11 protein-coding genes are annotated in these 14,055 nt (G+C 50.3%); 6 read left to right on the forward strand and 5 right to left on the reverse strand.

Annotation, left to right across the window (positions count from 1 at the left end; all coding sequences use genetic code 11):
• The 3 genes from AB5903_RS20110 to uvrB all read right to left on the reverse strand — a co-directional run.
• On the reverse strand, positions 1–1,440 hold a 1,440-nt coding region (locus tag AB5903_RS20110; protein ID WP_368118173.1), incomplete at its 3' end, for a UvrD-helicase domain-containing protein.
• Positions 1,441–1,685: 245 nt separating this feature from the next.
• Positions 1,686–2,744: a linear amide C-N hydrolase gene (locus tag AB5903_RS20115; protein ID WP_195658706.1), complete on the reverse strand. Its 1,059-nt coding sequence runs from the start codon at positions 2,742–2,744 to the stop codon at positions 1,686–1,688.
• Positions 2,745–2,826: 82 nt separating this feature from the next.
• The gene (gene uvrB / locus AB5903_RS20120) at positions 2,827–4,887 is read right to left on the reverse strand and encodes an excinuclease ABC subunit UvrB (RefSeq protein WP_034536248.1); all 2,061 of its coding nucleotides are present in this window, start codon (positions 4,885–4,887) and stop codon (positions 2,827–2,829) included.
• A gap of 254 nt (positions 4,888–5,141) precedes the next feature.
• Between uvrB and AB5903_RS20125 the strand changes: the two genes are divergently transcribed.
• The 5 genes from AB5903_RS20125 to AB5903_RS20145 all read left to right on the forward strand — a co-directional run bounded on the left by AB5903_RS20125 (position 5,142) and on the right by AB5903_RS20145 (position 8,676).
• On the forward strand, positions 5,142–6,440 hold the full coding sequence (locus AB5903_RS20125; protein WP_005653864.1) for a phenylacetate--CoA ligase family protein: 1,299 nt from the start codon (positions 5,142–5,144) through the stop codon (positions 6,438–6,440).
• A 19-nt stretch (positions 6,441–6,459) separates the two neighbouring features.
• Positions 6,460–6,885 carry a hypothetical protein gene (locus AB5903_RS20130; RefSeq protein ID WP_004290856.1) on the forward strand — a complete coding sequence of 142 codons (426 nt, stop codon included), beginning with the start codon at positions 6,460–6,462 and terminating at the stop codon, positions 6,883–6,885.
• Between the two features lie 143 nt (positions 6,886–7,028).
• On the forward strand, positions 7,029–7,832 hold the full coding sequence (locus AB5903_RS20135; protein WP_005653868.1) for an outer membrane protein assembly factor BamD: 804 nt from the start codon (positions 7,029–7,031) through the stop codon (positions 7,830–7,832).
• A gap of 50 nt (positions 7,833–7,882) precedes the next feature.
• Positions 7,883–8,218 carry a DNA-directed RNA polymerase subunit omega gene (locus AB5903_RS20140; protein ID WP_005653870.1) on the forward strand — a complete coding sequence of 112 codons (336 nt, stop codon included), beginning with the start codon at positions 7,883–7,885 and terminating at the stop codon, positions 8,216–8,218.
• Positions 8,218–8,676, forward strand: coding sequence for a DUF4293 domain-containing protein (locus AB5903_RS20145; protein ID WP_016662744.1), 459 nt, complete (start codon positions 8,218–8,220; stop codon positions 8,674–8,676). Before AB5903_RS20140 ends, AB5903_RS20145 begins: the two co-directional genes overlap by 1 nt.
• A 117-nt stretch (positions 8,677–8,793) precedes the next feature.
• Here the strand turns inward: AB5903_RS20145 and AB5903_RS20150 are convergent, their stop codons facing one another.
• Positions 8,794–9,480: a porin family protein gene (locus AB5903_RS20150; RefSeq protein ID WP_016662743.1), complete on the reverse strand. Its 687-nt coding sequence runs from the start codon at positions 9,478–9,480 to the stop codon at positions 8,794–8,796.
• A gap of 48 nt (positions 9,481–9,528) precedes the next feature.
• Positions 9,529–11,331 (reverse strand): LysM peptidoglycan-binding domain-containing protein, encoded by a 1,803-nt coding sequence (locus tag AB5903_RS20155; protein WP_368118174.1) that lies wholly within the window; start codon positions 11,329–11,331, stop codon positions 9,529–9,531.
• Positions 11,332–11,515: 184 nt separating this feature from the next.
• Between AB5903_RS20155 and uvrA the strand changes: the two genes are divergently transcribed.
• On the forward strand, positions 11,516–14,055 hold a 2,540-nt coding region (gene uvrA / locus AB5903_RS20160; RefSeq protein ID WP_368118175.1), incomplete at its 3' end, for an excinuclease ABC subunit UvrA.

Below are 14,055 nucleotides of genomic sequence, written 5' to 3' on the forward strand. Positions count from 1 at the left end.
GTGTAGGGGTTTAGCGTCGTAAAGTGGCACTTCAGCATCGTAAAGTGGCACTTTAGCATCGCAGAGTGGCACTTTAGACTGGTCGTTTCCCAAGCTGTTCAATATCCCCCAGTCGCCATTCCGCCAGCGGTATATGGACTGTTTCACATCGCCCACAATGAGGCTGTCCGCTCCCTGCGAAAGCCCTTCGAGCAGCAGCAGGCGGAAGTTGTCCCATTGCATGCGGCTTGTGTCCTGGAACTCGTCTATCATTACGTTGCGGATGTTGGCGCCTATCTTCTCGAATACGAAAGAGGAGTCGCCTTCGTGCACTAATTTGTGCAGCAGCGCATTGGTGTCGGACAGCAGAAACCGGTTGTGCTCGCGGTTCAGGGTGCGTACCTCTTCGTCGATGTGATTGAGCAGTTGCAGTTTGTTGAGGTGTTGCAGCGAGAGGCGGCAACTGTTTATCGTGTGGTTCTTCTGTGGGCGGAATCTTTCCGCATCCTGAAGCAGGGGTATCAGGCTGGTTTCGGCAAGGCGGATAATCTCGTCCTTGCGCGAAGATGTCTTGGTAGCCCAGTTCCTGGCGTCCGCCAGGCAGTTTTGCAGGGTGGCATTCAAAACATCCTTATCCGCCAGCCGTCCGTCGCGCAGCTTGCGGAAATAGCTGCCTATGCCGCGTGCACCGCCTTTCAGGTCTTCGGGCACAAAGGCATGGCCTTCCAGCTCGCCTTCGAACTGGTCGTAGAAGCCTTTCATCTGCTCCAGTGCGTCGGTCTCCATTTCACGCAGTACGTCGCGATAGAGCTTTATCGTTTCGGGAGAGCGCAGCTTGAACCGCAATCCTTCGCCGCGTTCTATGTAGCTTTCGTCGAAAATGTTCCGTCCGAAGCTTTTTACTTCGTTGGACACATTCCAGCGTTTGTCATCGGCAATGCGCTCGTTGATGTAGTCCAGCAGCCAGGCCAGTACAGGCGAAGAGGGGGTGAGCTTTTCAATCATGCTGTCTACGGCGTCGCTCAGCACCTCGGCGTTGTTCAGCTCGATGTTCAGGTTGGGACTGAGTTCCAGTTCGCGGGCAAGGTTGCGCATGACCGACTGGAAAAACGAGTCGATTGTCTCCACGCGGAAGCGGCTGTAGTCGTGCAGCATATACTGCAATGCCATTCCGGCGCGTTGGCGCAACTCCCTGTCGGAAAGAGAGGCGGTTTCCGGCTTCTTAGCCAAATCTTCTTTGATACGTTTCAGGTAGGCATCCGATGCGGGGTCTTCCTTCCAGATGCCGTAGAGCTGCGTCAGGATGCGCTCTTTCATTTCCGCCGTAGCCTTGTTGGTAAAGGTCACGGCAAGTATCTGCCGGTAGGCGCGGGGATTGAGAATCAGAAGCTTGATGTATTCCACTGCCAGTGTGAAGGTCTTGCCCGAACCGGCTGAGGCTTTGTATACTAATAGTTCCATGTAGGCATGCAGGTTTGAAGTTTGGTTGCAAACATACGGAAAAATCATGAGAAAGACTCTTAAGTGCGCCATGAAAAAGAGGCATGCAAAAAGAGGTGCCTTGAAAAAAGGTTCATTATCCGTCTCTTTTCAGACATGAGTTGCACGGATTTCACAGAAAAAGGATAAGGTAAATCTGTGAAGTCCGTGCTTGAAAGAAATTGTCAAGTGCATTTTGACAACTTCGTTTATGTATAAGCCTTATCTCAGAGAACCGGTGTCTGGAACAAGAACGTGAAAGAAGGACTGTCTTTCAAATCCTTTACGGCATCTCCCGCATAGACTTCTCCGTTGGTCAGCGAGAGTTTCTTGACCTTGGCTTGAGGGCTGAAATCCATCTTCTTCAAATCGAGCCAGAAGAGGTTGGGAGTAAGGGTGGATTCAAAGTAATATACCTTATCTTTCTGATTGGCTACCGAGCGCCAGCGCGTGGAGGAGATGTGAGGTTTGTCGGGCGTAGTGATTCCGAACGGTACGGATACGTTACGCATCACACTCAATACGCTGGGGACTGCAATCGCCGCGTCTGCTGTCTGCGGAATGGCATGAATGTAGAATGACGCGCGTACAAAGCGGTCGCTGGAGCGGTTGGTCCCGGGCAGCATCTGCAATCCGCCGACTTCCTTCCAATAGTCGTTGACGGCCAATTGGTACTCGTATCTGGGCGAGTTGGTCATCACCCGGTATTCCTTGCCCTCGTGGATGCTTAGTTTCCCGTCCAGATATTCCAGGATAGCGGTATTCCCCGTTTCGTCCGTAATAGCCAGATGAAGGGTGGAAGCCGAGCCGTTGGGCATTCGGGGAGCGTCGATGCGGAAAGTCTCCTTCTTCAGTTCGTCCACGGCTTCGCGCACGGTGGCGAAGTTGTCGAGCACATACTGCGTCCAGATGCTGATGCCCATTACGGGGCGGGTGTCTCCGGGGCGGTCGTATACGGACTCCGGCAGGAACAGCAGTCCGGCCACCAGTCCTTTCTCGTTCATGCCGTCGCACGTACCTATATCATAGCCCGTGGCAATGACGCTGCCGTACTTTGAAGTCCATTTCACTGTTTCGCCTTTATTGTAGCCGGCCCGTTGTATTCCTCGCGGAAACACGTAGATGTTGCTCATGATGTCCTCTTTCCAGTCCATCGTACGGCCTGTGATAACCAGATTCTCCGGTCCGATGTAAGTGGCGCGCGTGCATGCGTCCGCTTGCTGTATGGCTACAGAAAACAGGGCAGCCAAGGCTGTCAGCGCTACCGTTCCTCTTTTTTTATTCATAATCTTGTTTGTTAAGTGGGTTATATGCAAAGAGTAACAAATGCGGCGTCAAACAGTTTGATACAGGCTGGCTTTTTAGCTTCTATTCCGTTTTTTCTTTCAGCAGTTCTTCCATTTTCAGTACTTCGTCGCGGTATTGTGCGGCTTCGATGAAATCGAGCTTCTTGGCAGCTTCCTGCATCAGTTTCCTGGTGCGCTCGATGCTCTTTTCGAGTTGGGCGCGGCTCATGTACCGGACAATCGGGTCTGCGGCAACCGTGGTGCTGCTCTCTTGTTCCACATAGGGACGGGGCGCGGTTGCCGGGGATTTTTCCTTGCCGGTTCCACCTTCGGCAAATCCTTCCGTGCCGGCAAATACGTTGAGGTTCTTTGCTTTCCTGATTTGCTGAGGGGTGATGCCGTGCTCCTCGTTATATTTCAACTGCTTCTCGCGGCGGCGGTTGGTTTCGTCGATGGTGAGCTGCATGCTTTCCGTTATCTTGTCGGCATACATGATAACCATACCGTTGACGTTACGGGCGGCGCGTCCTGCCGTTTGTGTCAGCGAGCGGTGGGAGCGGAGAAATCCCTCCTTGTCGGCATCCAGAATGGCCACAAGAGACACTTCCGGCAAGTCCAGCCCTTCACGCAGAAGGTTGACGCCGACAAGTACATCGTACTCGCCCTCGCGCAAGTCACTCATAATCTTTACACGTTCCAGTGTGTCTACGTCGCTGTGTATGTAGTTGCACTTTACGCTGTTGTTGAGCAGATACTCCGTCAGCTCTTCCGCCATGCGCTTGGTCAGCGTGGTGACGAGGGTGCGCTCGTTGCGTTCGATGCGCAACTGGATTTCTTCCATCAGGTCGTCTATCTGGTTGTGGCTGGGACGCACTTCGATAATGGGGTCCAGCAAACCGGTGGGACGGATTACCTGCTCCACAACGATGCCTTCGGATTGCATCAGTTCGTAGTCGGCAGGGGTGGCGCTGACGTATATCACCTGCTTTGCCATCGACTCGAATTCCTCGAACTTCAGCGGGCGGTTGTCCATTGCGGCGGGAAGCCGGAAACCGTATTCCACCAGGTTTGTCTTCCGGGCACGGTCGCCGCCGTACATGGCGCGTATCTGCGGAACGCTGACGTGACTTTCGTCAATGACGATAAGAAAATCATCGGGAAAGAAATCCAGCAGACAGTAGGGTCGCGTACCTGCCGCACGCCCGTCGAAATAGCGCGAATAGTTTTCTATGCCCGAGCAGTGACCCAGTTCGCGCAGCATCTCCATGTCGTAGGTAACGCGCTCCTGCAGACGCTTTGCCTCGAAAGGGCGGCCTTCGCTTTCGAACCACTGTACTTGCTTGTGCAAGTCGTCCTCTATCTCGTGGATGGCGCGCAGGGTGGCTTCTTTGGTAGTCATGAAGAGGTTGGCGGGGTATATCTTGTAAGCATCGAAACGGGCGATTGTAACACCGCTCACGGGGTCTACCTCTTCGATGCTGTCCACCTCGTCTCCCCAGAAAACGATGCGCAGAAGGTTGTCGGCGTATGCAAGGTAGATGTCTACGGTATCGCCCTTTACACGGAAGTTGCCGCGGTTCAGGTCGATGTCGTTGCGGACGTAGAGGCTGTCTACAAGACGGCGCAGGAATACGTTGCGGCTGTAGGTTTTTCCCTGCTGCACTTCGATTACGTTGTTATAGAAATCCGCCGGATTTCCCATACCGTAGATGCACGATACGGAAGATACCACCACCACGTCCTTGCGTCCGGAAAGCAGGGCGGAAGTGGCGGCAAGCCGCAGCTTGTCTATTTCGTCGTTGATGGCGAGGTCCTTTTCTATATAGGTGTCCGAAGAGGGCAGGTAGGCTTCGGGCTGGTAATAGTCGTAATAGGATACGTAATATTCCACCGCGTTGTTCGGGAAGAATCCCTTGAACTCGCTGTAGAGTTGTGCCGCCAGCGTCTTGTTGTGGCTCAATATGAGCGTAGGCTTGTTGATGTTGGCTATGACGTTGGCAATGGTGAATGTCTTTCCGGAGCCGGTCACGCCCAGCAAGGTCTGTGCGGGAACTCCCTCAAGCACTCCTTCGGTGAGCTGTGCGATTGCTTCCGGCTGGTCGCCGGTGGGGCGGTAGGCGGATGTTAACTCGAATTTATTCATTTCATCAGGATTGTCGGGCAAAGATAGGAAAGGTATGAAAATAAAGCAACTTAATGGGTCTAAAAACGTCAGTCTCATTCCCGATATCATTGCAGAAGAACTCGGCAGACTGAAAAGAATGTAAATATATCATATCTTTTTCTACTCCTTGATGAATGTTGAAGTTTTTGTGCTGAAAATTTGCAAATCAGTAAGTAAAACATAACTTTGCGGTATCAATTTAACAATAACCATTAATGTAATACAACAAAAACATGATTTGGAACGAGAGTATCGAATGCATGGACCGCGAAAGTCTTCGTAAAATCCAGGGCATTCGTCTTAAAAAGACAGTGGAGCGTGTGTATCATGACACTCCTTTCTATCGCAGGAAAATGCAGGAACTGGGCATTACCCCCGATGACATCAACAGCATCGATGATATCGTGAAACTTCCTTTTACCACCAAATACGACCTTCGCGACAATTATCCTTTCGGGCTTTGTGCCGTTCCCATGAGTCAGATAGTCCGTATTCACGCATCTTCCGGAACAACGGGGAAACCTACCGTGGTGGGGTATACACGTAAAGACCTGTCGGTATGGTCGGAATGCCTGTCGCGTGCTTTTACGGCATACGGTGCGGGCAGCTCGGACATTTTCCAGATATCCTACGGATACGGGCTCTTTACCGGCGGACTGGGTGCGCATGCCGGTGCCGAGAATATCGGTGCATCCGTCATTCCGATGTCCAGCGGCAATACGGAGAAACAGATTACACTGATGCACGATTTCGGTTCGACGGTGCTTTGCTGCACGCCCTCTTATGCGTTGTATCTGGCGGATGCCATTAAGGACTCCGGTTTCCCGCGCGAGGAGTTCAAGCTGAAGTTCGGTGCGTTCGGTGCAGAGCCGTGGACGGAGAATATGCGCCGCGACATCGAGGCGAAGTTGGGAATAAAGGCTTATGATATTTACGGGCTGAGCGAAATAGCAGGCCCCGGCGTGGGGTACGAGTGCGAATGCCAGCATGGGACGCATCTCAACGAAGACCATTATTTCCCCGAAATAGTAGACCCGAACACTCTTGAACCGGTTGCTCCGGGCGAGACGGGCGAACTGGTGTTTACCCACCTCACCAAAGAGGGCATGCCGCTGTTGCGCTACCGCACCAAAGACCTTACCGCCCTGCATTACGACAAATGTCCCTGCGGCCGTACACTGGTGCGTATGGACCGTATTCTCGGACGTAGCGATGATATGCTCATCATCCGTGGCGTGAATGTATTCCCCACGCAGATTGAATCCGTCATTCTCGAAATGCCCGAATTCGAACCGCATTACCTGTTGCTCGTCGACCGTAAGAATAATACGGATACCATGGAACTGCAAGTGGAAGTCCGTCCGGAATACTACTCGGATGAAATCAACAAGATGCTGGCTTTGAAGAAAAAGCTTACCGCACGCCTGCAAAGCGTACTGGGCCTGGGCGTGGATGTCCGCCTGGTAGAGCCGCGCAGCATCGAGCGCAGCGTAGGTAAAGCGAAGCGCGTAATCGACAATCGTAAATTGTAAATCGTAAAATAGTAAACTTATGGTAGCAAAACAACTTTCTATTTTTTTGGAAAACAAGTCCGGTCGCCTTACGGAAGTGACGGAAGTTCTTGCCAAAGAGGGTGTCAATCTCTCTGCACTCTGCATAGCCGAGAATGCCGATTTCGGTATTCTTCGTGGCATTGTTTCCGAACCTGATAAGGCGTATAAGGCATTGAAGGATAATCATTTTGCCGTCAATGTGACCGATGTGGTGGGAATCAGTTGTCCCAACATTCCGGGTTCATTGGCAAAGGTGCTCCGTTGCCTGTCTGATGAAGGCGTGTTCATCGAATATATGTACTCCTTTGCCAACGGGCAGACTGCCAATGTCATTATCCGTCCCAACGATATGGAAAACTGTATTCGGGTATTGACGGAGAAAAAGGTGGACTTGCTGGCTGCGAGCGACTTGTATAAACTGTAAAAAAAGGACAGTATGAAGGTTATGAAAGGGAGTGTGCCAAAGTAGGGATACCTCATTCATCTTTGTTTTTGAAAAATTAAGGTGCGTATCTTTGTTTAATTCGATGCGAACCTCTATCTTTGCACATTATTTGAATAAAAGTAATGAAGAAGAACGTCCTTATAACTTTGCTTGCAGCACTGCTGCTCTCCTCATGCGGAGAATACAACAAGTTGCTGAAAAGCACAGACTACGAATACAAGTATGAAGCGGCAAAGAATTACTTCGCAAAAGGCCAGTACAGTCGTGCTGCCACGTTGCTGAACGAGTTGATTGCCATTCTTAAAGGTACTGATAAAGCGGAAGAGTCTCTTTACATGTTGGGTATGAGCTATTATAACCAGAAAGATTATCAGACTGCCGCGCAGACATTTACCCAATACTATAATGTGTACCCGCGCGGTACGTTTACCGAATTGGCGCGTTTCCATGCCGGAAAGGCATTGTTCCTGGATACACCGGAGCCCCGTTTGGACCAGTCCGGTACATACAGTGCGATTCAGCAACTGCAAATGTTCCTCGAATATTTTCCTGACAGCTCGAAGAAAGATGAGGCCCAAAGCATGATATTCGCTTTGCAGGACAAGCTGGTTATGAAAGAATATCTCTCTGCCAAGCTCTATTATAATTTGGGAAATTATTTGGGAAATAATTATGAGTCTTGCGTTATCACTGCACAGAACGCATTAAAGGATTACCCTTACACCAATATGCGTGAAGATTTGTCCATCCTTATCCTGCGCGCCAAATACGAAATGGCGGTGTATAGTGTGGAAGACAAGCGTGCGGAACGTTATCGTGAAGCGGTAGACGAATATTACGCCTTTAAAAACGAGTTTCCCGAAAGCAAATACATGAAAGATGCCGACCGCATCTTCAAGGAAGCACAGAAGATTTTGAAGGACTGACAGAAAGTGAAACAATTGTTGTAGAATAAAATTAATTTAGATAGAAATTTATGGATTACAGAAAGACAAATGCTCCTACTACTACGGTGACTCGTGATATGATGGAGTTGTGTGAGGATACCGGTAATGTATATGAATCAGTAGCGATTATTGGTAAGCGTGCCAATCAGATCAGTGTTGAAATCAAGAATGACCTTTCCAAGAAGCTGGCCGAGTTTGCTTCTTACAACGATAATCTTGAGGAGGTATTCGAGAATCGCGAACAGATTGAGATTTCCCGTTATTATGAGAAGTTGCCGAAACCGACATTGATTGCCACTCAGGAATATCTTGAAGGTAAGGTATATTATCGTAATCCTTCCAAGGAAAAAGAGAAATTGCAGTAATGATACAGCGTATTCAATCCGTTTATTTGTTATTGGTGGCTATCCTGCTGGTTGTGGCTCTTTGCTTGCCGGTGGGACAGTTTATCGGTCCGGATGGGATAGCGGCTCATGTATTCAAGCCGTTGGGCGTGACTTTGGCCGATGGAAACTTCCAGTCTACATGGGGTTTGTTCGGCATTCTGCTGTTGAGTGCTATTATTGCGTTATGCACCATATTCCTGTTCCGTAACCGTATGTTGCAGGTTCGTATGACGGTGTTCGGCAGTCTTTTGCTGATAGGTTATTACATTGCTTTCTTCGCGTTTATGTTTATCCTGAAAAACGATTTGAATGCAATGGCTTTCCAGTTGGGATGGGCTTTATGCCTGCCTGCCGTATGTATCATACTGAATTATCTGGCTTTCCGCGCTATCTATCGTGATGAGCTGATGGTGAAGGCTGCGGACAGATTGAGATAAAGAGAAAAGGTCTGTCCGGTAAGACAGACAGTCCGGTATAAAAAGCGGGGCGAGTGTTACATTCAACACTCGCCCCGCTTTTTATATCTCTGTATCCGGATTATACCGTTATTTTCTTTATTTCCTTAAATCGAACAAATAAGTGATTTTAGCGGTGATGACTCCGTGTGCCGAACGGGAAAAGTAGTCCTTCTTGGTACTGTTGTAGAAGTCGGACAAGGCATAATAGTATCTGCCTTCCACCAGGAAATTTCCGGCTTTGGTGCGGAGTTCCACGCCGGCTCCGCCCGTAATGCCGTAGTCGAACCTGTTGTCTACGGCTTTGTCATGCTGTTCTACGGTCAGTCCCGGGTAGTTGTCCCAGTCGCCGCTTATCGTATAGCTGTCTCCTAAAAAGAAGCCTATCTGCGGACCGGCATGGACGAAGAACTGCAAACCTCTGTCCTTACCGAATGCCAGATGTGCAAGGAAGGGAATTTCCAGATAATTCATCTTTCGCGTGTATTGCAGTTCGGGATAGTCCTCATAAAATTCGTCCCAACCGTGTTGGGAGAAGTTAAGCTCGATTTGCGCACCGCATATCATGCTGAAATACTTTTCGGAAATATAACGGGCGGTCACTCCGCCGTTGATACCCATCAGGTTGTTCTGGCGGACTCTGGGAGAGAAGCTTACGCTATTCAGGTTGATGCCGCCGTTGATGCCCACGGAAAAGTTATGGCGTTGTTCGCCTATCTGTGCGCTTGCCGGCAAAGCACATGTACCTGCTAAGAGTGCTGTTCCTATAATTGTTTTTAGTTTCATTTTCTTCAATTGCGAATTACTGTAACCAAATGGCTGTAAGGCGTTTCTTTAATCAAAGTCGAGCTTTATCAGTTCGAAATTCTTGGTGAAGCGTACAAAGAACACTTTCCGGTTGATAAATCCGCCCCAGTTGTTTACACGCTGGAACTTGAAGCCGGTCTGAATGGGAACAAGGTCCATTTTGTCCAGGTTCTTTTCAAATCCCGAACCGTAGCGCGACAGTCCTTTGAGGAAGAAGTAGCCCGTGTCGAAACCCAGCATGCCGAATTTGGGATAACGTTCGTCCATCTCCTTGCCATACCATTTGCGGTAGCTCTTGGTGAAGTTAATGGCTGCCGGCAGCAGATTGTTCGTGTAGAACGAGGAGTAGAAGTATGTATCCAGTTCGAAGAAGGCTTCAAGATGGTCTTTGGTGTAAGTCTGCCATTCCGGATAGCCGAACAGATGTATGCGGCTGTCGGGCATCTCGCGTACCAGCAGTGTCAGTTGCGGCAGTATCTTGATCAGTGTGATGTTGCTTCCGGAAGTGGGGATGAATATATTTTCACGGTCGGCACGCAATACGGCTTTCAAGGACTCCACGGTAGCATCCTCTTTCAGTGATTTTGTAGGTATGGAACGGTTGCGCAACTCCTCTTTCAATCCCTTGATGAAGTCCGCCTTCTCTCTGGTTCCCTGGCTTGCCTCGATAAAGATAACGTTGGCGTTGGGAAACTGGCGGACAAAGTGGTCGTACACTTCCGAATAAAGGTAGGATTGGGGAGTATTGATTTGGTATACCGACGGATTGCGGAATACGGTATTGTCTTTAGACGTAAACGGTATCACCAGCCGTATGTCGTGCTTGTCGGCAAAATCGGCCAAAGGCTTGATGTGCTGCTGGTGCAACGGGCCGAAGATAATATCCATGTCCTTCATCTCGCTTTTGCCGAGTATGGAGTTCAGGGAGGATGTGGCAGGACCGGTACTGTAAGTATAAAGGTCTATGGAAGTGCCTGTGCGCTTCAGGCTGTCTACCGCCATAAGGAATCCTTCGTAATATTCCACCATTTTGGCAGACTCGCTTTTGCTTGCCCCGTCGGGCAGGAACGGAAGGACTACGGCAGCCTTGATGACATTGATGCGCTTGCTGCTTTTTGTGTTTTCACTGAACAGTTCGCTGTCGCTCGGTGCGGCCTGCCGGGGTGTATCCTGCTGCGTTGCAGAAGGAGAGGACGGATAGGGGATACAGAGGAACGAACCTTTCTTTATCTTGTTCTCGCCCCGCAATTCGGGATTGGCGGCTATGAGTTCGGCTTCGGTAATGCCGTATTCGCGGCTGATGCTGAATACCGTTTCCTTGCGTTTTACCTTGTGCATGTCGCGGCAGCGGGATTGTACCGGGGCCTGAATGGCAGTGTTGCCTGCGGGCATGCCCGAAAGTGCCTGCGTGTCTGCGGTGGCGGCTGCCGCATCCGTGGCCGACGGAATGCGGATGACCTGCCCGATGCGGAAGTTATCCGCGCTCAGTCCGGGGTTGGCATCGCATATGGCTTTGGCGGACACATTGTATTTCACCGTAAGCCGGTAAAGGGTTTCACCGGGAGCTATGGTATGGAAAGTCTCCTTTTGCAAACCGGCATCCGTACGCGGAATGCGCAGGGTACGGCCTACGTATATCTTGTCGTCGCTTCCCGGATTCAGTTTTACTATATCCGCCTGGCTGATGTTGTACATGCTGGCAATGGAATACAGGCTCTGGCCTTTTTCTATCGTATGCAGAAAGTAAGATTGGTCTTCTTGTGCGCTTGTTCCGAGGCTGCACGCGCCGACAAGCAGCAGGGAACAAAAAATACGGTTAATCGTTTTCATTCAGTAATCGTTGGTTTATGTTTACAATTTCCCAAAGTAGCCGCAAAGTTAACAATATTGTCCCATTTTAACCAAAGGATTGCGTTAAGAAATAATATTGTGCATTTCAAAACCGAAAAATACCGCTTTTCGACTGATATTCGGTCGGAAACCGTTATTTTTGCACAAATTCATTCATTAAAATATGCAAGAAGAAACAGAATATATCAATGTATACGGAGCGCGTGTACATAACCTGAAAGACATCGATGCGGAAATTCCCCGCAACAGCCTTACGGTAATCACCGGGCTGAGCGGAAGCGGCAAGTCGTCCCTCGCATTCGATACGATATTTGCCGAGGGCCAGCGCCGCTATATCGAAACGTTTTCCGCTTATGCCCGTAACTTTCTGGGCAATCTGGAGCGTCCCGATGTAGATAAGATTACCGGTCTGAGTCCGGTGATTTCCATAGAGCAGAAGACCACCAATAAAAATCCGCGTTCCACCGTGGGTACGACAACGGAGATATACGATTATCTTCGCCTGCTGTATGCCCGTGCCGGCGAGGCCTATTCGTATCTTTCCGGCGAGAAAATGGTGAAATATACCGAAGAGCAGATACTCGAGCTTATCCTGAACGATTATAAAGGAAAACGTATTTACATCCTTGCTCCGTTGGTGCGCAACCGTAAGGGACACTACAAGGAACTTTTCGAGCAGATTCGCAAGAAAGGCTACCTCTATGTCCGTGTGGACGGCGAGGTGCGCGAGGCATTGCCCGGCATGAAGCTGGACCGTTACAAGAACCATGACGTGGAAGTGGTAATCGACAAACTGGTGGTGGCGGATAAAGACGACACCCGCCTGAAGAACAGCGTTGCCGTTGCCATGCGTCAGGGCGACGGGCTGCTGATGGTGCTTGACGCCCAAAGCGAGAGCGTGCGCCATTACAGCAAGCGTTTGATGTGTCCTGTCACCGGACTGTCCTATCGCGAGCCTGCCCCCCATAACTTCTCCTTCAATTCTCCGCAGGGGGCGTGTCCCAAGTGTAAAGGTTTGGGCGTGGTGAGCCAGATTGATATAGACAAGATTATCCCCGACCGCGAGCTTTCCATCAGCGGGGGAGCCATCATTCCTTTGGGAAAAGCCAAGAACAGCATGATATTCTGGCAGATTGCCGCATTGCTGGAGAAGTATGAAGCTACGCTGAAAACTCCTGTCAGGGAGCTGCCGGACGATGCGATAGATGAGATTCTATACGGTTCGGATGAGCGTATAAAGATAAAAAGCTCCCTTATCGGTACGTCTTCCGACTACTTTGTCACTTTTGAGGGAGTGGTGAAGTATATCCAGATGTTGCAGGAAAAGGATGCGTCTGCCACGGCACAGAAGTGGGCGGAGCAATTTGCCAGGACGGCTGTCTGTCCCGAATGTCACGGAGCGAAGTTGAACAAGGAAGCCTTGTCATTCCGTATTCACGATAAAAACATCTACGAACTCTCCACAATGGACATCAACGAGTTGTATGACTGGCTGATGAACGTAGACCAATATCTTAGCAGGAAACAGCAGCAGATTGCGGTAGAAATATTGAAAGAAATCCGTACCCGCCTGAAATTCCTGCTGGATGTGGGATTGGATTATCTGTCTCTGGACCGCAGCGCCGTCAGCCTCTCCGGCGGCGAAAGCCAGCGTATCCGGCTGGCTACGCAGATAGGCTCGCAGTTGGTGAACGTGCTGTATATACTGGATGAGCCGAGCATCGGATTGCACCAGCGCGATAATCTGCGGCTTATCCATTCGTTGAAGGAGTTGCGCGATATGGGTAATTCCGTGATTGTGGTGGAGCATGATAAAGACATGATGCTTGCCGCCGATTACGTTATAGATATGGGCCCCAAGGCAGGCAGGCTGGGGGGTGAGGTGGTATTTGCCGGCACTCCGCAGCAGATGTTGCGGACGCATACGCTGACTTCCCGGTATTTGAACGGCGAATGTGCCATTGAAGTGCCTGCCGAACGGCGCAAGGGCAACGGTCATAGCCTGTGGCTGCGCGGTGCAAGAGGCAATAACCTGAAAAATGTGGATGTGGAGTTCCCGCTCGGCAAACTGATTTGTGTAACGGGAGTATCGGGCAGCGGAAAGTCCACACTGATTAATGAAACGCTTCAGCCCATCCTTTCGCAGAAGTTTTACCGTTCGCTTCAGGATCCCTTGGAGTATGGCAGTATCGAGGGACTGGAGTATATAGATAAGGTGGTGAATGTAGACCAGTCGCCGCTGGGGCGTACTCCGCGCTCCAATCCTGCCACGTATACGGGAGTCTTTTCCGATATCCGCAACCTGTTTGTCGGCCTGCCCGAAGCCAAAATCCGCGGATACAAGGCGGGACGTTTCTCGTTCAATGTAAGCGGCGGACGCTGTGAAGCCTGCCAGGGCAACGGTTACAAAACCATTGAGATGAACTTCCTGCCCGATGTATATGTCCCTTGTGAGGTTTGCCATGGCAAGCGTTACAATCGCGAAACGCTGGAAGTGCGCTTCAAAGGGAAGTCCATTGCCGACGTACTGGATATGACGATAAACCGTGCTGTGGAATTCTTTGAAAACGTACCTCAGATATTGAACAAGATTAAAGTAATTCAGGAGGTCGGTCTGGGGTATATCAAACTGGGGCAGTCTTCCACCACGCTTTCCGGTGGCGAGAGCCAGCGTGTGAAGTTGGCCACCGAACTCTCCAAGCG

The sequence above is a fragment of the Bacteroides sp. 2201st1_D9_2201SCRN_220225 genome, from assembly GCF_040928965.1.
Taxonomy (GTDB): Bacteria; Bacteroidota; Bacteroidia; order Bacteroidales; family Bacteroidaceae; genus Bacteroides; species Bacteroides stercoris.